Genomic DNA, 21,638 nt, shown 5'->3' with positions numbered 1-21,638 from the left:
TTTACGCCGCATCCATGGACTTGGCAAAGCGCTCAAACAAGTAGAAGCTGTCCTGCGGCCCGGGGCTCGCCTCGGGGTGGTGTTGAACCGAGAAAACCGGACGGTCTGCCACGCGAATCCCACAGTTCGATCCATCGAACAGCGACACATGAGTCTCGGTCACGCCCTCTGGCAGGGTCTGCGTATCCACCGCGAATCCATGGTTCATCGAGGTAATTTCAACCTTACCGGTTTCTTTATCCTTAACGGGGTGGTTCGCGCCGTGGTGGCCGTGGTTCATCTTGATGGTTTTCGCACCAAGCGCCAGCGCCAGCATCTGGTGCCCAAGGCAAATGCCAAAGATCGGCAGCTGCGTCTTGTCCAGCAGATCGCGGATCATCGGCACGGCATAGGCGCCGGTCGCCGCCGGATCGCCGGGGCCATTCGACAGGAATACGCCGTCGGGGTTGTGCGCCATGACATCGTCATAGGTTGCCGAGGCGGGCAGGACGGTCACGTCACAGCCCGCAGAGGCCAGGCACCGCAGGATGTTACGCTTGGCACCGTAATCGACGGCGACAACCTTGTGCTTGGGCGCGGTCTGGGGCGCGTAGCCTTCGGGCCAGGCCCACCGCATCTCGTTCCACTGGTAGGACTGGGCGCAGGTGACATCCTTGGCCAGATCCAACCCTTCGAGACCAGAGAACCCACGTGCGGCGGCAACCAGCGCCTCAAGGTCAAAGTTGCCCTCGGGGTCATGCGCCAAGGCCACATGCGGCGCGCCTTGCTGGCGGATCGCGCGGGTCAGGCGGCGGGTGTCGACGCCGCCGATGGCAATGCGGCCCCGTGCGCGCAGCCAGTCCGACAGCTCTTGCGCCGCGCGCCAGTTCGAGCTTTGCGTCGGCATCCATTTGACCACCATGCCCGCCGCAACCGGATCGCCGGTTTCGTCATCCTCGGGGGTCACGCCGGTGTTGCCGATATGCGGAAAGGTAAAGGTCACGATCTGCCCCGCATAGGACGGGTCGGTCATGATTTCCTGATAGCCGGTCATGGCGGTGTTAAAGCACAGCTCGGCCGTGGTCTGGCCGGTTGCGCCGAACCCGTGACCATAGAAAATGGTCCCATCGGCGAGGGCAAGGCAGGCGGTTGGCTTGGTCTGGGCAGCAGACATCGGCGCGACTCCGGTTTTTGGGGCAAAATTTCGCGGAAAATAGGACCGAGCGCCTTAAGGGTCAAGGGGAGATGTGAAAATGAAAGTCCAGCGTTTTCAGTGGGTTGGCAAGTGAAAGGCAGAGTTGCGCCAAATCTTGTGATCGGGTAGTGTCCGCCTTTGTGTCTTGAGAAATTGGGGACGAGACGAAAATGGACTTGCGTGCACGCGTAAATGCCGCCGTGAAACAGGCGATGAAAGACAAGGATGCAGCGCGGCTTTCGACGCTGCGGCTGATCAATGCGGCCATCAAGGACCGCGATATCGCCGTCCGCGCCGAAGGCAATGAAACCGGCGTCGAAGAGGCCGAAGTGCTTGCGATCATGGGCAAAATGGTCAAGCAGCGCCGCGAAAGCGCGAAAACCTACGAAGAGGGTGGCCGGCTGGACCTGGCGGAACGCGAGTTGGCGGAAATCGAGATCATCGAACAATTCCTGCCCAAGGCGCTGAGCGACGAAGAGGTCACGCAAGCGATTGATGCCGCCGTGGCCGAGGTCGGCGCCGAGTCGATCCGCGACATGGGCCGCGTCATGGGCGTGCTCAAGGCGAAATACACCGGCCAGATGGATTTCGGCGCGGTGGGCGCCAAGGTCAAGGACCGTCTGGCGGCTTGATCTGCCACGAAACAATTGCAAAAGCCGAGGCATGTCCCCGGCTTTTCGCGTTTTGATGGCCTAGTCGGTGGGAAAGCCAGAGGCGATCCGCGCCAGCTCTTGCGGGTCATCAATGCGAAAGCGTTCCACGAAACGGGTCTTGAACCCAACCCGCCCGCGCCGCGCGCCAAAGTTCTCGCCGTGGTTCAGCACGTACAGCACCGCCGGTTCCGACAGGGGCGCGAGGCGACTGCCCGCCAAGGCGGCGAGATAGGGGAACATGCGGTGCTCGTGCAGCACCATTTCACGCAGGAACACAAGGCTTTGTGGTATCGACGGATCATAGGCCACCGCCGCGCAGGATCCGCACAGCTTCCAGAACGGTTTGCGCAGGGGCGTGCGCAAGGACGGCGCATCAGCCAAAGCAATCGTTCCCGCCGCGTCATCCATCACGTAGCCGGATTCCACCACGTAGCCGCCGGGGGCTTGGCGGCGCAGCATCTCGGCTACCACGCCTTGGCGCAGCAGATCATCGGCGTCAAAGGTCATGACATAGCCCGGCGGCAGGTCGAGCCGCCCAAGGCAGTCGATCAACGCCCCCAGCTTGCGCCACTTGTCATTGCCGGGGGTCTCGTCGTGAAACGGCAGCCACGCGATGCGCTCATCCTCGGGCAGGGGCGGGCGCGTCTGGCAGCAGATGATGGCGTGCCAATGCGGATCATTCTGCGCGATCATGCAGGCCAGCGTCGCGTTCAGCCGGTCGGTGACCGCGTCCCAGTCGCTCACATCCTCGGGCGAGACCAGCGGAATCAAAAAGGACACCTGCTTGCGCAAGGGCGGCACATGCCCGGCCAGTTCGGCGCGCAGGGCCAGCGCGGCCTCTTCGCTGGGAACGGGCCGCAGCCGATCCGCCAAGCCAAACCGCGCCGCCGCGCGCAACGCGTATCGGTGCCATTTCGGGGTCGCCGGGGCCTGTGCCATCAAGAAAACTCACGTTGGTTTCTGGCGCGGTTTAGGCGCTCTACAAGGTCGCCGTAAAGAGCTTTGCGCTCATCCTCGGACAGAAACGCGCCGATTTCCACCTCGCGGCCCGCGCCTTTAAGCGTGACATAAAACGGCACCGGCCCGCCGGAGGGGTGCAGCTGCGGCTCGACCCAATAGGTGTTGGCCTCCCATTCTTGGGTGTCGCCCTTGGGGTTGGTGCGCAGCAGGCGGGTGCTGTTATGGGTGATCGTCAAAACTTCGAGGATCTGCCGGTCGCGCTCATTCCGGCGCAGCGCGTAATACAGCCCCGCCACGGCGGCCAGCATAAAGGGCAACAGCCCCCACAGCAGCACGGTGCCAAGCAGCCCGTATAGAGGGATCGAGGCAAACAGGAAAAACCCAAGGATCATCACCGCAAACCCTTGGGCCGACAGCGAGTTATGCGGCCAGGCGCGCAGTTCCATGCGGGCATCGGGGGGCGAGGTTTCGGTCCAGGTGTGGGGCATGGCTGGCAAAATATCGCGCCCGCCGAAAAAGGACAGGGGCAAAGCGCCACAGAACGCTTTTGCCCCGGTCCATCAGGCGATTTTACAAGACGAAATCGTCCGCTGTCAGCGTTTGACTGCCCAGCAGCAGCAATTCTTCGTCGACGTTGCTGTCGCCATTGGTGTCGATCCGGATCAGAGTGTTGCCGCTGCCCAGAACGCCGGCCTGAATTTCCATGCCCGCGCCGGTAAACCGGGTCGCCCCGATAAAGGTGAAGGTTCCGGAAAACCCGGAAAGGTCGATCAGGTCCACCCCGTCTTCGAAATCGCGAATGACATCACGCGTCGCGCCAACGCCCATGTCGCCCGAATAGAACCTGAAGGTGTCCACATCCCCGTCTGCACCGCTGCCGCGCGCGCCGCCATAATACACGTCACGTCCGGTGCCGCCCTGAAGCGTGTCGGCCCCGGTGCCGCCAATGATAAAGTCATTGTCCAGGTCGCCCCAGATATAATCGTCGTCGGCCCCGCCATCGAGGTAATCATTGCCGGCCCGCCCGTTGATTGCATCGTTGCCATTGCCGCCCAGCACCGTATCGTCGGCGGTCCAACTGTACAGGGTGTCGTTGCCGCCAAGGCCATACATCTTTACGGCGATAGCGCTGCTCACCGAAAACTTGTCCTGGGCAGCGGGGCGCCCTTGCAGGGTGATCGCCGACAAATGCGCCGCATTGCTAAGTTTGAAGCTTTCGACCGAGGTAAAGCTGAGCGTGCCATTGGCATGTGTGATGCTGGTGTCACGCCACAGATCAAGGCTAAAGCTGCTGGCGGCGGCTTCGTCGGTCATGTCGAATTCGATGATGTCGATGCCATCGCCGCCATCCACCACGTCATTGCCATCGCCCATGAGAAAGGTGTCGTTGCCCGCACCGCCATAGGCGGTGTCATTGCCGCTGGGATTGCCGTTGTTGCCAAGGTCGATCATGTCGTACCCGCCATTGCCATACAGCAGGTCATCGTCCGCGTCGCCAAACAGGTTCTCGCTGTTGTCGCCGCCGACGAGCGTGTCGTTGCCGTTGCCGCCGTGCAGCTCGAGCGGCATGAACGCCATATAGTCAACGGCAACACCCGCCGCCGTCAGGCTGTCATCGCCGTCTTGACCATAGATCGTGTCTTCGGCGGTCGTGGCGGTGAGGGTGTCGGCGTTATTCGTGCCGGAAATCATTGGCATGGTCACAAGCTCCTGTACTGATCCGGCAACGTGTACAGCCCATTCCTTAGCCCCCCCTTTCAGTGCCCTGCGACAAAGTGTTCAGGCCAAAAGAAAAGGCCCCGCACATCTGGCGGGGCCTTTCGTTTTGGATCAAGCGGCGCTTAGTGCGCGGGGCTCTTGTCCCAGTCTTCCTGCTTCGGGAGCTGCTCGAAAGTGTGCTCCGGCGGCGGGGAGGGCAGGGTCCATTCCAGCGTATCCGCGTATTCGTTCCACGGGTTCTCGCGGCGCTCGGCACGGCCGGCCAGCAGCGAGTAGATGATGATCCCAAAGAAGAACACGAACGACGCGAAGGAGATGAACGCACCCCAGCTCGACACATAGTTCCACTGGGCGAATGCCTCGGGGTAGTCGATGTAGCGGCGCGGCATACCCTGGCGACCCAGGAAGTGCTGCGGGAAGAAGGTCAGGTTTGCACCGACGAACATCATCCAGAAGTGCAGGTTACCCGCCCACTCGGGGTACATCTTGCCGGTGAACTTGGGGAAGTAGAAGTAGATGCCCGCAAAGATCGCGAACACGGCGCCAAGCGACATCACGTAGTGGAAGTGCGCGATGACGTAGTAGGTGTCATGGTAGGCGCGGTCGATACCTGCCTGAGACAGCACGATGCCGGTCACGCCGCCAACGGTGAACAGGAACAGGAAGCCGAACGCCCACAGCATCGGGGTGCGGAACTCGATCGAGCCGCCCCACATGGTGGCGATCCACGAGAAGATCTTGACCCCGGTGGGGACCGCGATGACCATCGTCGCCAGCATGAAGTAGGACTGCTGGGTCAGCGACATGCCAACGGTGTACATGTGGTGCGCCCACACGACAAAGCCCAGAGCACCAATCGCGATGATCGCCCAGACCATCGGCAGGTAGCCAAAGACCGGCTTGCGCGAGAAGGTCGCGATGACGTGGCTGATGATGCCAAAGCCCGGCAGAATGATGATGTACACTTCCGGGTGGCCAAAGAACCACAGGATGTGCTGATACAGGATCGGGTCACCACCGCCCGACGGATCAAAGAACGTCGTGCCAAAGTTACGGTCGGTCAGCAGCATGGTGATCGCGCCCGCCAGAACCGGCAGGGACAGCAGGATCAGCCACGAGGTGACAAAGATCGACCACGAGAACAGCGGAACCTTGAACAGGGTCATGCCCGGTGCGCGCATGTTCAGGAAGGTGGTGATCATGTTGATCGCGCCCAGAATGGACGAGGCACCCGACACGTGAACCGCGAAAATCGCGAGGTCCATGGAATAGCCGCCTTCGTTGGTGGACAGCGGCGGGTACAGAACCCAGCCCACGCCCGAACCCAGCTGGCCGTTGCCGCCCGGCGAGAACACCGACATCACAGCCAGGGTCGTGCCGGCCACATACAGCCAAAAGGACAGGTTGTTCATGCGCGGGAACGCCATGTCCGGCGCGCCGATCTGAAGCGGCATCAGGTAGTTACCAAAGCCGCCGAACAGGGCGGGGATAACCACGAAGAACATCATCAGAATCCCGTGACCGGTGATCATGACGTTCCACAGGTGCCCGTTGGGGGTACAGTCCGCAACGGCCGCAGCCGTCAGGCGCCACCCTTCGGCGCACATGTATTGCACGCCGGGCTCCATAAGCTCCATGCGCATGTAAACGGTGAAAATGACCGAAACGAGACCGACGAGAGCCGAAACGATCAGGTACAGAATCCCGATGTCCTTGTGGTTCGTCGACATGAACCACCGGGTAAAGAAGCCCCGGTTGTCCTCATGCTCGTGGCCGTGAATGGCGGCGTCTGCCATCTTGTGCCTCCTGCTGGTGTCCAAAAAACAGGCACAAAGGGAATCCCCCCGCGCCCATAGATCACTATCGGTTTTAGAATGTGACACCCCCGGCGGCAATGGAGGTATTTGACGCAGATCAAACAAATTTGTCGCACCCCTTTGGAACAGGGGCTGTCAATCCCCATGAAGGTGCCGTTTTTGGACGTATTTGACTAAAAGGTCGGGAATTCCCTGCCCTCGAACAGGGCCGAGGTCGGGCTTTCCTGACTGGGGCAGGGGGCTGGGCTGGTCAATAGTGACGCAACTGCTGCCAAACCGAAAGAGTGTCCCATGGCCTATGTCGACCACACCGCTTCGCCCGTTCTGTCCACCCTGCGCGAGACCCTCAGCCGTCTGCTGGAAACCCCCTTTGATCGCCGCCTGCGGGCGCGGCAGACCCGGATCGCGCAGTTGCGCGCCATGACAGATTCGGAGCTGGCTAACATGGGCCTGACGCGCGACGCGATCCTGCCTTACGTGTTCTCGCAACCGGCGTGATATATCCGCATAGGTGGGGACAACCGGGCCAAAGCGCCCCAAAGGTAACAGTTTTGTATCTGCAAAAATGTGAGCGGCAACAGAACTGAGTCTATACTTTGGTATATGATCCGGAATAATAATTCACAGAGGTTGATTATTATTTCTGGAGACTAGACTGTGACTATTACTGCACGCGTTGCACCATGTCCTGCCACTTGTGACCCGTCATATCAGGGCATGAGCCGCGAAATGCTGCTGAGACGTGCCTCTGTCGATCTGCAGAACATGGCCCGTGCGCTGGCGGGCGAGGTTGACTCTTTGCTGGTGGCCGAACTGATGATGCTGTCGTCCCGGCTTGAAAGCAAAGTGTAGCATGCCCATTTATGCCCCTTGAGGTTGTTTTTGACGGTGCCCCGTCGTACCGTGTCCGCAACGCGAACTCTTGGGGAAGGAATGACAGTAGCTAGGCTGTTTGGGCAAAACCTTCGCAAACTCTGTGAACGGCGCCCGTCGATTGCGGCTGTGGCGCGCGATCTGGATGTGAATAAGGTCCAGTTCAACCGCTACCTAAATGGCGAAAGCTATCCCAAGCCGCAGCTGCTCAAGGAGATATGCGCCTACTTCGGCACCGACGCGCGGATCATGACCGAGCCGCTCGAAGAGGTCGAGGCGCAGCGCGCCCAGCAAGTGGTGGGGGTTGCGCTGGACGGCCCGCGCGTTGCGCCGCAGTTCGCGCCGGGCCTCTACTCGACGACCATCGTCAGCCCGCGCCTGCCAAAATTTGCGGTGCGCCAGATCCGCCAGATCAAGCGCAGCGGGCCGCTCTGGATCAGCAAAAGCTACATGGCGCGGGGCATTGCGGCCCGGTTGCTGGGCCGTGTCCCCAGACTCTCGGAGCGCCAGAACTTTGGTGAATTGCGCGGGGTCGCAGAGGGCAGCTATGTGCTGACCTATCCCAACTGGTCTGGCGGCGTGTATTTTGAATTCTACCCGCGCAACTCCATGACGAGCTACGGGCCTTGGCCCGGGCTTTTGACGTTCGGCTCGCTGGAAATCACCGGCAGGACCCGCGCGGTGCGATCGGTCATGCAACATCTGGACGGTCTGCCCGCGGCGATCAGCTGCGCGCGCACCTGTGGCTACGTGCCCTTGGCAGAGCTGACAGAGTACGAGCGTGACGTGCTGCGTCCCGGTGAGCCGTTTACTTAGGCGTCGCCAAAGACCTCTGTGAACTGCCGCCGCAGCGCCACGTCCAGATCGTCCATCCCCACGGGCAGGCCCATATCCACAAGGCTGGTGACGCCGTATTCGGTGATCCCGCAGGGAACGATGCCGCCGAAATGCTCAAGCTCTGGTTCGACATTGATCGAGATGCCGTGAAAGCTGACCCATTTGCGCAGGCGGATGCCGATGGCGGCGATCTTGTCCTCGGCGGTGTGGCCCGAGGGGGTGCGCGGGCGGTCGGGGCGCTCGATCCAGACGCCGACGCGGCCTTCGCGGATATGACCCGTCAGGCCGAATTCGCCCAGCGTGGCGATCACCCAAGCCTCTAGCTTTTGCACGAACAGGCGCACGTCCTTGCCGCGCTTGTTCAGGTCGAGCATCACGTAGACCACGCGCTGGCCCGGCCCGTGATAGGTGTACTGCCCGCCGCGCTTGGACGGGTAGACGGGAAAGCGGTCGGGGTCCTTGAGGTCTTCGATCTTGGCCGAGGTCCCGGCGGTGTACAGCGGCGGGTGCTCCAGCAGCCAGATGCACTCTTCGGCCTCGCCATTGGCAATCGCTTCGGCGCGGGCCTCCATAAAGGTCAGGGCGTCCTCATAGGGGGTCAGCCCGTCGGTGATCTTCCATTCCATGGCTTACCGGGGCAGCAGCCCCGCCTCCTTGATCTTGGCCACATTGGCGCGGCTCACGGGCAGCTCTTGCCCATCGCTCAGGGTCAGGATGGCGCGGTCTCCCTCGCGGCGGGCGGCGGTGACTTGGCTATAGCTGACCCAATGCGAGCGGTGAACCTGCGCGCCGGGGGTGTCGCCCACCTCGCGGACGGCATCTGAGAGACGCATGAGGATCAGCTCCTGCCCCTTGGTGGTGGTGATGCGCACATAATGGTCTTCGACGCTGAGCGCCACCAGCGGCGCACGCTTGTCCAACGGCAAACGGTCCAGTAGCGGGGCGGGGTGGGTTTGGCCTCTTGGGGCGTCTCGGCGGCAGGTTCCGGCATCGCGCGATGCTGTGCGGCAAGGTCCAGCGCCGCCGTCACGATCACCGAGATCGCCAGCAGCGTCCCGGCAAAGGGCGCGGCCTCATCCCCGGAGGGCAGCCAGCCAAAGACCAGCCAATTCAGCACCAGAACCACCACGCCAATGGCCACGCCAGCCGCCAGCCCGGTCAGCACCACTTGCCCAGTGCGGCGGCGCACCCGGATCACCGGGCGCAAGAGCCCATTGACCAGCGATCCCGCCCCGTAGGTCAGCGTCACCACCGCGATCCAATAGGCCAGACGCGGCAGCAGCGGCAGCAGGTCCACCGTGCCGAACGGCCCGGCAAGGCCCAGCACCGCCCCGGTCCCGGCCAGCGCAATCAGCGTCACCGGATGTCTCATCTGCGCCCGCCATTCACGAAGCGCGAGTTGCGAGCGCCTGTCGTTCACGTAGCCAGCCCCCATTTTCGCGCATCCCGCATGGCATGGGGCGCGGCGGTTGTCCAGAACCGGGGCAGTTCTTGTTCCTGCTGATCTCAGCTCAGCCCTCAGCACAGCCCTAGGAGGCCCCTTATGTCCCTGACCCCATTCCTTGACGCCGCCCCGATCATCCAGACCCACGCGCTGGCCGCGACTGTCGCGCTTGGGCTTGGCCCGGTGGTGATCTACCGCCAGCGCCGGGACCGCCTGCACAAGGTGCTGGGCTACGTCTGGGTGCTGGCCATGGCCTTTGCGGCGCTGTCGTCCTTTGGCATCCGCGCCTATGCGGTGCTCTGGATCTGGAGCCCGATTCACCTGCTCTCGGTCATGGCGCTGTGGTCGCTGTGGCGTGGCATGGCTTACGCGTTCCAAGGCAACATTCGCGGGCACCTGATGACCTTTCGCAGCCTCTACTGGCGCGGGGTGCTGGTGGCGGCGGTGTTCAACTTTCTGCCGGGGCGCGTGGTCAACCGCATGTTTTTCAACGACATGCGCGAGGCGGGCTATATCGTGATCGCGCTTGGGCTGGCGGTGATCGCCTGGGATATCTGGCGCCAGCACGGCGCACAGCGGGGGCAAGAGGCGCTTGTTTGAAAGAAAGAGGCGATTTCGCGTTTTTCCCTCTTGGCAACCCCGGCGCGCTTCGTTAGAGACCGCTTCACCAAGCCAAGACAGTGCGGTCGTGGCGGAATTGGTAGACGCGCAGCGTTGAGGTCGCTGTGGGGTAACTCCCGTGGAGGTTCGAGTCCTCTCGACCGCACCATTCCCTGCCAAGGGAAAGACGGAAAACCGGGCCATCGCGCCCGGTTTTGTCGTCTCTGGCGGTCAGCCCTGTGTCTGTCAGCCCTGTGGCGCGTTGTTCTCGGGGGCGAGGCGGGCGATCACATGGCCCAGACCTTCGGCGACATGGCTGTGATAGGTTGCAAACCCTTCGATCCGCTCGGCGGGGCCCGCTGCGTCTTTGGGCAGGGTGGCGACAATGGCGCGCGCCTCGGCGGCGGTGTCCAGCATGTGCTGCGCCATCTCGGTCAGCAATTCACGCTGCGAGCGTTTGTGGATCGCGTAAAGCACCTGACGGCTGCCCTCTGGCTGAAGGCGCTCGATGATCCCGCGGTCCTCCAGCGTGCGGGTGTTCGCCGAAATGCTGCCGCGCGAGACGCCCAGATCTTGCGCCAGACGGCCAAAGGGCACCGGCGCGCCTTCGAACAACAGCAGCGCCACGATTCGTCCGGCAATGGGCGCAAGCCCGTGCCGTTCGGCGTTGCGCGCCAGCAGATCGACAAAAGCGGCGCGGGCCGGGGCAAAATCGTCAGGCATGAGCGCTCCTACTTTCGGGAATTAACCGGAAACTTGGAAAAAACGGTTTAGGTGTTTGCAAGTGCAGCATACTGACCCATATATGTTCAGTTGAAATTGAACAATCAACCCCGGATGCGGGGAAGTTGAGACGCCGGAGGACCGCATGACGCGCGCCGCAAACCAGATTATCACTTTTTTCCAAGCGGTTGCGCTGGGTTTTTCATGTGCCTTGCCGCTCTATGCCCAAGACGCGCCAGAGCCGCCAGTCAGCAACAGCCGCACCGCCACCGTGACCGTGGCCCCCGCCGTGCAGACGCATTTTCGGCAGATGGCCACGGCGTCGGGGTCTTTGGTGGCGCGCGATATTGCGCTGGTCTCGCCGCAGATCGGGGGCTATCCGCTGGTCAGCCTGAACGCCGAAGTGGGGGACCGCGTGGACAAGGGGCAGGTGCTGGCCCGCGTCGATGTGCGCGTCCTGTCCGCCAACGTGCGTCAGGCCGAGGCCAGCCTTGCCAGCGCCGAGGCCAGTCTGCGCCAAGCGCAAACGCAGGTCTCTTCGGCCGAGGCGACGCTGGCCAATGCCGAAAAGACCCTGACGCGCACGCAATCCTTGCTGGATCGCGGCGCTGCGACCCAAGCCGCTCTCGATGACGCGCAGGCCGCCGAGCTGAGCGCCCGCGCCGCGCGCGACAACGCCCAAAGCGGGGTGGGCGCCGCCGAGGCCGCCGTGGCGCAGGCGCAGGCCGCGCTGGAGGTGGCGCAGCTCAACCTCGAAAACGCCGAGATCATCGCCCCGACGGCGGGCATCATTTCCGAACGCAACGCGACCTTGGGGATGATCGTCGCCGTTGGCGGTGAGCCGATGTTCCGCTTGATCCAGGACGGCATTGTCGAGTTCCGCGCCGATGTGGTGGAAACCGATCTGGCGCGTCTGCGTGTCGGTCAGTCGGCGCAGGTGTCCATCGCAGGGCTGCCGCCAATGCCGGGGCAGGTGCGTCTGGTCGCGCCGACCGTAGACACCTCGAACCGCCTTGGAGAGGTGCGTATCGCCTTGGACGGACAAGAGAATTTGCGTCCCGGCATGTATGCGCAGGCGCAGATCACCCTGACCGAGCGTGACAGCATTGGGGTGCCTGCCGCCGCCGTGCTGAGCGATGCGCAGGGCGATTACGTCTTGGTCGAACGCGGCGGCGTGCTGCACCGGGTCAATGTCACCGCGGGCCTGCTGAGCGGCGCGTTGCGCGAAATCGCAGCGGGGCTGGAGCCGGGGGACCGTGTCGTCGCCCGCGCCGGGGCGTTCTTTCAGGACGGTGACAGCGTCACCCCGGTGGAGGACGCGCAATGAACTTTTCCGCGCTGTCGATCAAACACCCGGTCCCGCCGATCGCGATTTTCCTTGTGCTGGTGATCGTCGGCTTGGTCAGCTTTGGCCGCCTGCCGGTGACCGAAATGCCCAACGTCGACATTCCCGTCATCAACGTGAATATCACCGCGCCGGGCTCTTCGCCGTCGGAGATGTCGAACCAAGTCATCAAGCCGGTCGAGGATGAGGCGGCGGATATCGCGGGCCTTGACCACATCACCGCAACGGCTTCCGAAGGGGCGGCGCAACTGACGCTGGCCTTTGAAATGGGCACCGACACCGACCGCGCGTTGAACGACGTCAAGGACGCCATCACCGCCGCGCGCTCTGACATGCCAGAGACGATTTCCGAACCGGTGGTGCAGAGGCTGAATTTTACCGGCGCGCCGATCCTGACCTATGCGGTCGAGGACAGAAGCCAGACGATCCAGGACCTGTCGCGCTTTGTCGATGACGTGATTTCCCCTGCGGTGCAGGGGGCGGACGGCGTCGGTTCGGTGGACCGTCTGGGCGGGGCCGAAGCGCAGGTGATCGTTGACCTTGATCCCGACCGCTTGCTGGCCATGGGCCTGTCGGTTGCCAACGTCTCTGGTCAGCTTGCGCAGGCGAACTCCGACATGGGGGGCGGCTCTGGCGATCTGGCGGGCAGCGCCTATGCGATCCGCGCGCTGGGGGCCGCCGACACGATGGAGGCGCTGGCCGCAACGCCGATCCGCCTGCCCACGGGGGATATCGTCTCTCTTGATCAGCTGGGGACGGTGACCATGGGCGCCTCGGATCAAGAGACCTTTGCCCTGCTGAACACGTCGCCGGTGGTGGCCTTTGGCGTTTTCCGCGCCACCGGGGCCAGCGACCTGCTGGCCGCCACCAATGCGCAGGCCAAGCTGGCCGAGGTCATGGCGCAATACCCCGATGTCACCCTGACGCTGGTGGACGACGCCACCATCTACACCAAGGCGAACTTCGACAGCGCCATGGCCACCCTCTACGAAGGCGGCATCCTCGCGATCATCGTCGTCTTTCTGTTCCTGCGCGATTGGCGTGCGACGGTGGTGGCCTTTGTGGCGCTGCCGCTGTCGGTGATCCCGACCTTTATCGTCATGGATATGCTGGGCTTTTCGCTGAACACCATTTCCCTGCTCGGGATCACGCTGGTGACCGGCATCCTCGTGGATGACGCCATCGTCGAGATCGAGAACATCGTGCGGCACATCCATATGGGGGCCAGCGCCTATGACGCGGCGATGGAGGCGGCGGATGAGATCGGCATGACCGTGATCGCCATTTCCTTTACCATCGTGGCGGTGTTTGCGCCGGTCAGCTTCATGGGCGGGATCGCCGGGCAGTTCTTCAAGCAGTTTGGCTTGACGGTGGCTGTGGCGGTGCTGTTCTCGCTGGTGGTGGCGCGTCTGATCACGCCGATGTTCGCCGCCTATTTCATGCGCTCCAAGGCAGAGGTGCACGAGGCCAAGGATGGTGCGATCATGCGCGGCTACCTGCGGGTGCTGGCTTGGACCTTGCGCAACCGCACGATCACGCTGATCGCGGGTCTGGGGATCTTTTTCGGCTCGCTCTATTCGGCGACCCTGCTGCCGCAAGAGTTCATCCCGCCGTCCGACACGGGCCGCGCCATGGTCACGGTGGAATTGCCGCCGGGCTCAACGATTGACGACGCCATCGCGGCGGGGACCATGGCCTCGCGCCGGGTGGCCGACGTGCCCGAGGTCCAGAGCGTCTTTGTCGATGGCTCGTCGGAAACCTCGCTGTCCTTGCAAATCAACTACGGGGATAAATCTGAGCGGGAGCGGGACTTTACCCAGATCAACGCCGATATCGACGCGGCTTTGGCGGGGCTGGCCGATGTGCGCTATTTTGTGACCGCCGACGATGGCGCGCGCGACATCACCATCAACGTGCTGGGCGATACCGTCGCCTCGGCGCAGCAAGCGGCGACCGAGCTGCTCGCGGGGATGAAAACCCTGCCGGACATTCGCAACCCGTCCTCCGAGGCGGCGCTGTCCCGGCCTGAGATCATCATCCGCCCCCGCACCGAAGTGGCCGCAGAACTGGGCGTCAACGCGCAAACCCTTGCGCAGGCGATCCGCGTGGCGACCATCGGCGACGCCGAGGCGAACCTGCCGCAGTTCAACGCCGGAGAAGAGCGTATCCCCGTGCTTGTCCGCCTCGAAGAGGCTGCGCGCAACGACGTCACCCGGCTGGCGGGCTTTCGGGTGCCGACCTCTTCGGGGGATCTGATCCCGCTGGGGGTGGTGGCCGATGTGGAACTGTCCTCTGGGACGGCGACGATCACCCGCTATGACCGCCGCTACATGGTCGCGATCGAGGCGGATCTGGCCGAAGGCGCCTCGCTTGGCCCGGCCACGGCGGCGATCAGCGCCCTGCCGCAGGCGCAAAACATGCCGCAGGGCACGTCCCTCCAGGCCGCTGGCGACGTCGAAGTCATGAACGACATCTTCACCTCTTTCGGGCTGGCCATGGGGGCGGGCATCCTGCTGGTCTACGTGGTGCTGGTGCTGCTGTTCCACAGCTTTGTCACGCCGCTGACGGTGATGCTGTCGCTGCCGCTGGCCATCGGGGGCGCGATTTTGGCGCTGTTCCTTTATGGGTCGGGGATCGGCCTGTCGGTGGTGATCGGCTTCCTCATGCTGATGGGGATCGTGACCAAGAACGCCATCATGCTGGTGGAATTCGCCGAAGAGGCCGCCGCCAAGGGCGTGGACCGCGCCACCGCCATGATCGACGCCGCCCACAAGCGCGCGCGGCCGATCATCATGACCACCGTGGCGATGACCGCCGGGATGGTGCCTTCGGCGCTGGCGCACAGCACGGGGGGCGAGTTCCGCGCGCCCATGGCCATCGCGGTGATCGGCGGCCTTTTGTGGTCGACGGCGCTGTCGCTGCTGTTCGTCCCGTCGCTACATTCGGTCATGGCGGGGATGCGGATGCGCGGGCGCTGGCTGCTGTCCAAGGTGCTGGGCCACGATCCCAAACGCGTCCCCGCTGAGTAAGTTATCCACAGACCCGAGGCGCAAAGCCTCGGGTTTTTCCGTAAGCGGGGCGTGAAACCCTGCCGTTAGGTCATTGTCATTGTTGCCATTCCCGCAAAAATCGGGCTAGTCTCTATCCAGAGATTGTTTCCCGGGGGGGATAAACATGAAAAGCGACCTTACGGTCCGGCTGGCCAAGCGGCTGGCGGGCCTGCGTGCTGCCAAAGGATGGACGCTGGATCAACTGGCCGGTGCCAGCGGGGTCAGCCGCGCCGCCTTGTCGCGTCTTGAAAACGCCGAGGTCAGCCCCTCTGCGGATGTTCTGGACAAGCTGGCCCACGCCCACGGCATGTCGCTCGCGCGGCTGTTGTCGCTGGTCGAGGACGGCTTTGTCGCGCATATCCGCCGCGACGATCAGGCGACGTGGCGCGACGGCGAAAGCGGCCTGTCCAAGCGCATCGTCTCGCCGGGCACCGGCGCGCTGGCGGGCGAGGTGCAGGAATGCAAACTGTCCCCCGGCAGCGACGTCTTCGAAGAGGCGGGGCAGGTCGAGGGGCTGGAATACCACCTCGTGATGATTTCCGGCTTTATGCGGGTCGAGCTGGGCCACGAAGGCCACGCGCTTGGCCCCGGCGACGTGCTGCGCTTTCGCCGCCACGGCCAGATGCGGCTGATGACGGCCAAGGGGCAGGGGGCAAAGTTCTTTCTCTTTACCCTGATGGCATAGGCCGAGGGCGAGGCAGGGCCGGACCGGCAACCGTCAACTGCCTCTGACGCCCACGCCGCGATGCCTTTTGGTACGATAATCCGCGCAAAGACCAAAGCGGCCTTTGCGCGAGGGGCTCGGCGGAGCCGTCAGCAGTTGGGAATATTGACCGCCAATCCGCCCAGCGAGGTTTCCTTGTAATGCTCGTGCATATCGCGGCCTGTTTGGCGCATGGTTTCGATACAGGCATCCAAAGGCACGAAATGGGTGCCATCGCCGCGCAAGGCCAGCGAGGCCGCAGAGACAGCCTTGATCGCGCCAAGGCCGTTGCGTTCGATACACGGCACCTGCACCAGACCCTTGACCGGGTCGCAGGTCATCCCAAGGTGATGCTCTAGCGCGATCTCGGCGGCGTTTTCGATCTGCATCGGGGTGCCGCCCATCACGGCGCACAGCCCCGCCGCTGCCATGGCCGATGCGCTGCCGACCTCGGCCTGACAGCCCGCTTCGGCGCCGGAAATCGACGCGTTGTATTTCACCAATCCGCCGATGGCCGCTGCGGTCAGAAGGAACTCGGGGATGCGAGACCGCGACGCGCCGGGGCAATGGTCCAGCCAATAGCGGATGGTCGCGGGCACCACGCCCGCCGCGCCATTTGTGGGCGCGGTGACCACCTGACCCCCGGCGGCGTTCTCTTCGTTGACGGCCATGGCGTAGACGCTCATCCAGTCGTTGATGGTGTGCGGAGCGTTCATGTTCATGCCGCGCTCGGCCTGAAGCTGGTCGTGGATACCGCGCGCGCGGCGGCGCACGTTCAGACCGCCGGGCAGGGTGCCGTCGTTCGCGAGGCCTCGGTTGATGCAATCCTCCATCACCTGCCAGATGCGGTCGATGCCCTGATCCAGATGCGCCGCGCCATTGCGCGAGATCTCGTTGGCGCGCTTCATCTGAGCAATGGATTTTCCGGAATTCGCTGCCATTTCAAGCATTTCCGCCGCGCTCTTAAAGGGGAAGGGCACGGGCGGGCCATCGTCGGTGTCACGCCCAGCGGCCAGCTCATCCTCGGTCAGGACAAAGCCGCCGCCGATGCTGAAGTAGGTCTCTTGCAGGATCACGTCGCCCTGCGCGTCGGTGGCCATCAGGATCATTCCGTTGGCGTGGCCTTCCAAGGCGGGGCCGAAATCGAACTTGAGGTCCGTTTTGGGATCAAAGACCAGGGGGGGCAGCCCCTCGGGTTTGACCATTTTCGTATCGCGGATATCGGCCAAGACCGCCTCGGCGCGTTCATGATCGTAGATGTCGGGCAGGAACCCCGCCAGCCCCAGCACGGTGGCGCGGTCGGTGGCGTGGCCGACGCCGGTAAAGGCCAGCGAGCCATGCAGCGACGCGCGCAACCCATGCGCGGTAAAGGGCGCGGCGCGCAGCCGGTCCAGGAACTTTCCGGCGGCGACCATCGGCCCCATGGTATGCGACGACGACGGGCCAACGCCCACTTTGAACATATCGAAGACAGAGAGGAACATCAGGGGGCGCTTCCTATGGGGCGTTGCGAATGACAGCGTGGTCTGCCGCGCAAAACCACGTCTTACCGGCAGCTTAGGCCAACCGATGCGGGGCGAAAGTCCGAAAGCGTCCTAAGGATCGCCAAAACCGGAGTCCCTGAAATTGGTTATCACGGGGATCTGATCAAAACGCCAAGAATTGGCGGCGAAGGCCACGTTTTGGGCGCATTTTCGGCGGTAAACTTGCGCAAACGCGCGGCAGTTTGGGGGTGGATACACACGGGACTGCCATGCCGACGTATACGTTCTTTGCTCTGGGATTTGACCAGATCACCACAACCGGGCCGGATCCGTTCAGCTCGGACAATGTCCAGAACGCGGATGCGATCACCAACAACAGCACCATCACGCTGAACCCCGGCGCGAGTTACACCCAGTTCGATGTTTTCGACGATGACGCCACCTTTGAGGATGGCGACGGCGCGCAAGAGCTGGTCAATCCGATCACCTTCAACGGGACGTCCTTTGGCACCGGCACCGGGGTCGAGACAGAGTATTCCTACGTCATCCGGCCCGTTGGCTCGACCGATCCCGCCGAACAGATCAACCTGTACGAGCTGGATATTTCCGCCGACCGCCACGGCTTTGTTACCGATCAGCGGCTTGCCCCCAACGTCACCTACGAGATCATCGCCGGTGGCAACAACGACCCAACCGTCGCGTTTTCCTCGCTGATTGTGTGCTTTGCGCGGGGGACGCGGATCGCCACGCCGCGCGGGCCGTGCCGGGTGGAAAAACTGCGCGAGGGGGATTTGGTGTTGACCCGCGACAAGGGGCCGATGCCGGTGCTGCTGGCGGCCGGGCACCAGACCGATGGGCGCGGCAAGTCTCAGCCGGTGCGCGTGGCGCAGGGCGTTTTGGGCAACCATCACCCCTTGATCCTGTCGCAGAACCACCGCGTTTTGATCGACTACGATGGCGCGGAAAAGCTGATCGCGGTCAAGGCGTTGTTGAACCAGCGCGGGGTGCGGCTGGTGGATCGCGGCGCGCAGGAATACTGGCATATCCTTCTGCCCGAACACGCGGTCCTCAGCGCCGAGGGCGCCTTGGCCGAGAGCCTTTTGCCCGGCGGGCAGGCATTGCGGTCCTTGCCGCCGCAGATGCGCGCCCGCGTGCTGCAAAAGGTGCTGGGCCGCAGCTATGCCCCGGTGCGCCCGATCCTGCGCCCCGGTCCCTGGCGGCGCAGCGACGCCCCGTGGAAGCCGGTTCCCGCCGTGCTGCGTCTGGCCGGGTAGGGGCGGTCGCCGACCGGCGGCAAAAGCCGCAAGGGTTGTGAGGTGCATCACACCGACTTGGCGCCCGTGCAGCCATAGTCGCGCCACGCACAAACCTCGGCATGTACTAACCTAGGGGTGTGCAGAGTCCGCGTCAGGCCCCACGCAAAATGGCGCGGGCGCGCGCCTCCGGTGCCCAGTTGGCCGGAGGCGCAGTGCGACGCGGCCTACAACGTGCCATGCCCGCAAAGCAGCGCCAGCGTGCCGACGGACACCCGGAGGGAGTGAACCGGGCGCCCGTCCAACCCGTGAGTGTGGCATGGGTGCGGATAGGACTGAGATTAGCAACCAACGCGTGTATTTCAAAGAAAATATAACCGTCATATGCGTATTTGCGCAAAAAGAAACGCGCCTCGAACACTCAGGGCGCGCCATTTTTCAGCAATAGCAAGAGCTTACTTAAAGCTGCGGCTGTCCTTGATCTGATCCCAAGCCCAGACGACCTCTTGCAGCTGCTCTTCCTGAGAGCGGTCGCCGCCGTTCATATCCGGGTGCAGCACCTTGATCAGCTTCTTGTAGGCCTTGCGGATATCGGCCTTGGTCTCGGCGGTTTCGGCCTCGAGGATCTCCAGTGCGCGCTTTTCGGTTGGGGGCAGTTTGCGCCCGCCGCCCGGCTTGTTGCGGCCAGGGTTGCGCGTGGCGTTGTTGCCCAGCACCTGATGCGGGTCCTCAATGCCCAGACGCGCCCAGGCCTTTGCCTCGGGATCGCGCCAATCCTTGGTCTTGCGTTCCCAAACCTTGTCCGAGGACGCCTGCGCGTTCATCTCGGCCTCGGTCTTGCCGTCAAAGAACGACCACTTGGCGTTGTATTCGCGCACGTGATCTTTGCAGAACCAGTAGAAATCATCCAGCACGTCGGGCGCCTTGGGCGCGCGGAACTTGCCCGGTTCCTGGCAGCCGTCATGCTCGCAGACCCGCTGGGAATGCTCTTGTTCACCCGTCATGCTCCTGCGGCCACGCGGGTTTTTCTTCTTTGCCGATTTGACGGACATATCGAAACCGAAGGGATCTGCTTTGCTCATCGGGCACCTCTTCTCGACTCGGACGCCAGAGTTTAGACATTTCGCGGGGAACTTACAGGGGGAGGCGTGTAAAATTTCTGTGGCTAACGGCAAATTCTGCGCTTGCAAAATGCCGCTCGGCGGGGGTTCGCGCAACGAATAAGGGCGGGCCTTGCGGCACCGCCCCGATGGTCTGAAAAAGGGATCAAGCCCCCCGACTGGAAATAGGCAGACAAGATACTGGTCACTAACCTCGATCAATGCTGAGGCGTTCCGGCCAATGCCGCGCCGGTGAACAATAGATAGCATTTCCCCGTGACGTAGGGGCAGTATGGGAATCCTTACCTTAGGGTAAAAGATTTATGACCAAAGCCCGGTTCCGGGGCCGCCCATCCACATCAGCACCTCTCGCAACCACCACAGATAGCCATCCAGCACCCAAGCAGAATGCCGCCACAGCAACACCGCCACCGCGCCAAAGCCCACCACGGGCAGGGCATAGAGCCCGGTCAGGATCGTGGCGAGGCTGGCGGCGGACAGGTGGGTCAGCACGGCGCTGCGGTCACTATTCAGTCGCGCGACCAAGCCTTGCCACACCCCGACCGGCACCCACGTGATGACGCTGAACGCCGCAAGCCCCAGATGCACCATCGTCGGCAAGAGGGTCGAGGCGACCATGGCCACCACCCACAGATGTGCGCCGGGATCATCCAGAATCTCCCGCACGTCGATCAAAACCTCGCCGCGCCAGATGTTGATCTGCTGAAAGGTCACCACCAGCGCCGTCGCCAGCGCGGCAAAGATCAGCGCCGCCATGGCGATATCGGCAATCCCGGCGAGAAACGGCCAAACCCCGCGCTTGCGCCGCCCCATCTGCAACAGCCAGATGGTGAACCCATAGCTGAGCCAGTCAAAGAGCGCGTTGATCGAGGGCAGCAGGACAAGGGCGATGGACCACATCAACGGCCCTGTGTCTCGGCCAAAATATGCCGCCACCAGACCGACACCAAAAATCCAACTCAGATACAACAGGTAGCTGACGGTGCCGTGCCCCTTTCGCACACCTAAGGCGACTGCGCCTGCGACTGCGCCTGCGACTGCGAGTGCGCCTGCGAATGCGAGTGGGCCTGCGACTGCGAGTACGAGTGGGCCCGCGAGGAGGAGTGCGAGTGCGAGTGGGCCTCCGACTGCGAATACGAGTGCGCCTGCCAGTATGAGTGCGACTGCGGATACGACTGAGAATGCTAATGCGAGTACGAGGGCGCCGACTTGCAGCCCTTTCAGACGGCTTTTCCAAGCGCCGTCTGGAAAGGCTGAGGCCAAAATGCCAGCCAGAAACCCGATGTCAATCAGACCGATCAGCGCAACCCGCCAGAGCCAGCCGACCCCTTCGGGGAAAAGCTCGAACCCGCCCAGCCCAGTTGCGCTGCCCGACAGCATCCATTGGTGTCCGCTGATGACAATAGGATAGGCTAGGGCGACCCGAAGGGCGAAGTTGAGCACGGGCCAGGACCACGGCTTGTCCCGCAGCGCAAGGGCCGCCGCCTCATCCTGTGCCAAAGGCTCCATCCGCCAGATAAGGCGATCGAACCATCCCTTGTCGGGCATCGGCGTGTTCGTCACGGTATCGGGCATCAAGATCCGTTCGAGCCACCGCAACACGGCCTCTAGCGTGGCCTTGTAAGGGCGGTGCAACCGCGTCGCCAAGGTCATCATCCGGGCGCGGTCGCCGTCATGGCCGCCAGCCTCTTTTAAGCTGCTGTAGGCAAGGAACCAGACCGCGGCCATCAGCGCCACGGGCAGCCCCATCCAAGGCGCAAGCCAATCAATGAATTTATCAAATGCCATGCCGGGACGCTAAGGCGCGTCATCGGGCCGGGCAAGCGGGCGGGGACAGGTTCTTGGCGAGGTTAACCTTTTCGCCACATCCTGCGCGGGCAAA

General features: G+C 63.1%; 21 protein-coding genes and 1 tRNA gene. 10 read left to right on the top strand and 12 right to left on the bottom strand.

Annotation, left to right across the window (positions count from 1 at the left end; translation table 11 throughout):
- Nucleotide 1: 1 nt before the first annotated feature.
- Nucleotides 2-1,153 (bottom strand): glutamine-hydrolyzing carbamoyl-phosphate synthase small subunit, encoded by a 1,152-nt coding sequence (gene carA, locus B9A11_RS07270; protein WP_058246566.1) that lies wholly within the window; start codon nt 1,151-1,153, stop codon nt 2-4.
- Between the two features lie 191 nt (nt 1,154-1,344).
- Here carA and B9A11_RS07265 point away from each other — a divergent pair, with 191 nt between their 5' ends.
- Nucleotides 1,345-1,806 carry a GatB/YqeY domain-containing protein gene (locus B9A11_RS07265; protein ID WP_058246567.1) on the top strand — a complete coding sequence of 154 codons (462 nt, stop codon included), beginning with the start codon at nt 1,345-1,347 and terminating at the stop codon, nt 1,804-1,806.
- A gap of 60 nt (nt 1,807-1,866) precedes the next feature.
- Here the strand turns inward: B9A11_RS07265 and B9A11_RS07260 are convergent, their stop codons facing one another.
- The 4 genes from B9A11_RS07260 to ctaD all read right to left on the bottom strand — a co-directional run bounded on the left by B9A11_RS07260 (nt 1,867) and on the right by ctaD (nt 6,302).
- Entirely contained in the window at nt 1,867-2,766 is a 900-nt protein-coding gene (locus tag B9A11_RS07260; protein ID WP_058246568.1) for a hypothetical protein, read from the bottom strand.
- Nucleotides 2,766-3,275: a DUF2244 domain-containing protein gene (locus B9A11_RS07255; RefSeq protein WP_058247107.1), complete on the bottom strand. Its 510-nt coding sequence runs from the start codon at nt 3,273-3,275 to the stop codon at nt 2,766-2,768. Before B9A11_RS07255 ends, B9A11_RS07260 begins: the two co-directional genes overlap by 1 nt.
- A gap of 82 nt (nt 3,276-3,357) precedes the next feature.
- Nucleotides 3,358-4,485: a calcium-binding protein gene (locus B9A11_RS07250; protein WP_083499770.1), complete on the bottom strand. Its 1,128-nt coding sequence runs from the start codon at nt 4,483-4,485 to the stop codon at nt 3,358-3,360.
- Nucleotides 4,486-4,628: 143 nt separating this feature from the next.
- Entirely contained in the window at nt 4,629-6,302 is a 1,674-nt protein-coding gene (gene ctaD, locus B9A11_RS07245) for a cytochrome c oxidase subunit I (protein ID WP_058246570.1), read from the bottom strand.
- Nucleotides 6,303-6,614: 312 nt separating this feature from the next.
- Between ctaD and B9A11_RS07240 the strand changes: the two genes are divergently transcribed.
- The 3 genes from B9A11_RS07240 to B9A11_RS07235 all read left to right on the top strand — a co-directional run bounded on the left by B9A11_RS07240 (nt 6,615) and on the right by B9A11_RS07235 (nt 8,012).
- On the top strand, nt 6,615-6,821 hold the full coding sequence (locus tag B9A11_RS07240) for a DUF1127 domain-containing protein (RefSeq protein WP_058246571.1): 207 nt from the start codon (nt 6,615-6,617) through the stop codon (nt 6,819-6,821).
- A gap of 231 nt (nt 6,822-7,052) precedes the next feature.
- On the top strand, nt 7,053-7,175 hold the full coding sequence (locus B9A11_RS22435) for a hypothetical protein (RefSeq protein ID WP_268811233.1): 123 nt from the start codon (nt 7,053-7,055) through the stop codon (nt 7,173-7,175).
- A gap of 81 nt (nt 7,176-7,256) precedes the next feature.
- Entirely contained in the window at nt 7,257-8,012 is a 756-nt protein-coding gene (locus B9A11_RS07235; protein ID WP_143595819.1) for a helix-turn-helix domain-containing protein, read from the top strand.
- Here the strand turns inward: B9A11_RS07235 and lipB are convergent.
- The 3 genes from lipB to B9A11_RS07220 are packed head-to-tail and all read right to left on the bottom strand — an operon-like array spanning nt 8,009 to nt 9,405.
- The gene (lipB, locus tag B9A11_RS07230) at nt 8,009-8,659 is read right to left on the bottom strand and encodes a lipoyl(octanoyl) transferase LipB (protein WP_058246573.1); all 651 of its coding nucleotides are present in this window, start codon (nt 8,657-8,659) and stop codon (nt 8,009-8,011) included. The genes B9A11_RS07235 and lipB overlap by 4 nt on opposite strands.
- 3 nt (nt 8,660-8,662) lie before the next feature.
- Nucleotides 8,663-8,905 carry a LytTR family DNA-binding domain-containing protein gene (locus B9A11_RS07225; RefSeq protein WP_058246574.1) on the bottom strand — a complete coding sequence of 81 codons (243 nt, stop codon included), beginning with the start codon at nt 8,903-8,905 and terminating at the stop codon, nt 8,663-8,665.
- Nucleotides 8,872-9,405 carry a hypothetical protein gene (locus tag B9A11_RS07220; RefSeq protein ID WP_143595818.1) on the bottom strand — a complete coding sequence of 178 codons (534 nt, stop codon included), beginning with the start codon at nt 9,403-9,405 and terminating at the stop codon, nt 8,872-8,874. The genes B9A11_RS07225 and B9A11_RS07220 overlap by 34 nt, the downstream gene beginning before the upstream one ends.
- A 171-nt stretch (nt 9,406-9,576) precedes the next feature.
- Here B9A11_RS07220 and B9A11_RS07215 point away from each other — a divergent pair, with 171 nt between their 5' ends.
- Entirely contained in the window at nt 9,577-10,077 is a 501-nt protein-coding gene (locus B9A11_RS07215; protein ID WP_058246576.1) for a DUF2306 domain-containing protein, read from the top strand.
- 82 nt (nt 10,078-10,159) lie between these two features.
- A tRNA-Leu gene (locus tag B9A11_RS07210) sits at nt 10,160-10,246 on the top strand.
- Between the two features lie 77 nt (nt 10,247-10,323).
- Here the strand turns inward: B9A11_RS07210 and B9A11_RS07205 are convergent.
- Nucleotides 10,324-10,800 (bottom strand): GbsR/MarR family transcriptional regulator, encoded by a 477-nt coding sequence (locus tag B9A11_RS07205; RefSeq protein ID WP_058246577.1) that lies wholly within the window; start codon nt 10,798-10,800, stop codon nt 10,324-10,326.
- Nucleotides 10,801-10,945: 145 nt separating this feature from the next.
- Here B9A11_RS07205 and B9A11_RS07200 point away from each other — a divergent pair, with 145 nt between their 5' ends.
- The 3 genes from B9A11_RS07200 to B9A11_RS07190 all read left to right on the top strand — a co-directional run bounded on the left by B9A11_RS07200 (nt 10,946) and on the right by B9A11_RS07190 (nt 15,880).
- Nucleotides 10,946-12,127 (top strand): efflux RND transporter periplasmic adaptor subunit, encoded by a 1,182-nt coding sequence (locus tag B9A11_RS07200; RefSeq protein ID WP_058246578.1) that lies wholly within the window; start codon nt 10,946-10,948, stop codon nt 12,125-12,127.
- The gene (locus B9A11_RS07195; RefSeq protein WP_058246579.1) at nt 12,124-15,174 is read left to right on the top strand and encodes an efflux RND transporter permease subunit; all 3,051 of its coding nucleotides are present in this window, start codon (nt 12,124-12,126) and stop codon (nt 15,172-15,174) included. The genes B9A11_RS07200 and B9A11_RS07195 overlap by 4 nt, the downstream gene beginning before the upstream one ends.
- A gap of 145 nt (nt 15,175-15,319) precedes the next feature.
- Complete coding sequence (locus B9A11_RS07190) at nt 15,320-15,880, top strand: helix-turn-helix domain-containing protein (protein ID WP_058246580.1); 561 nt, start codon at nt 15,320-15,322, stop codon at nt 15,878-15,880.
- Between the two features lie 128 nt (nt 15,881-16,008).
- On the opposite strand, the gene B9A11_RS07185 is transcribed toward B9A11_RS07190, so the two are convergent.
- Entirely contained in the window at nt 16,009-17,382 is a 1,374-nt protein-coding gene (locus tag B9A11_RS07185; protein ID WP_058246581.1) for an L-serine ammonia-lyase, read from the bottom strand.
- Nucleotides 17,383-17,651: 269 nt separating this feature from the next.
- Between B9A11_RS07185 and B9A11_RS07180 the strand changes: the two genes are divergently transcribed.
- Nucleotides 17,652-18,656: a Hint domain-containing protein gene (locus B9A11_RS07180; protein WP_058246582.1), complete on the top strand. Its 1,005-nt coding sequence runs from the start codon at nt 17,652-17,654 to the stop codon at nt 18,654-18,656.
- A 434-nt stretch (nt 18,657-19,090) separates the two neighbouring features.
- Here B9A11_RS07180 and B9A11_RS07175 read toward each other — a convergent pair whose 3' ends face one another.
- Nucleotides 19,091-19,717: a DnaJ domain-containing protein gene (locus tag B9A11_RS07175; protein ID WP_058246583.1), complete on the bottom strand. Its 627-nt coding sequence runs from the start codon at nt 19,715-19,717 to the stop codon at nt 19,091-19,093.
- A gap of 339 nt (nt 19,718-20,056) precedes the next feature.
- A complete protein-coding gene (locus B9A11_RS07170; protein WP_058246584.1) occupies nt 20,057-21,544 on the bottom strand; it encodes a hypothetical protein in 1,488 nt (495 codons plus the stop codon).
- Nucleotides 21,545-21,638 lie beyond the last annotated feature (94 nt).

It is taken from the genome of Tropicibacter naphthalenivorans, from assembly GCF_900176475.1.
Lineage (GTDB): Bacteria > Pseudomonadota > Alphaproteobacteria > Rhodobacterales > Rhodobacteraceae > Tropicibacter > Tropicibacter naphthalenivorans.
The sequence above is the reverse complement of the archived record's forward strand: the minus strand, read 5'-3'. Positions and strand labels throughout refer to the sequence as shown.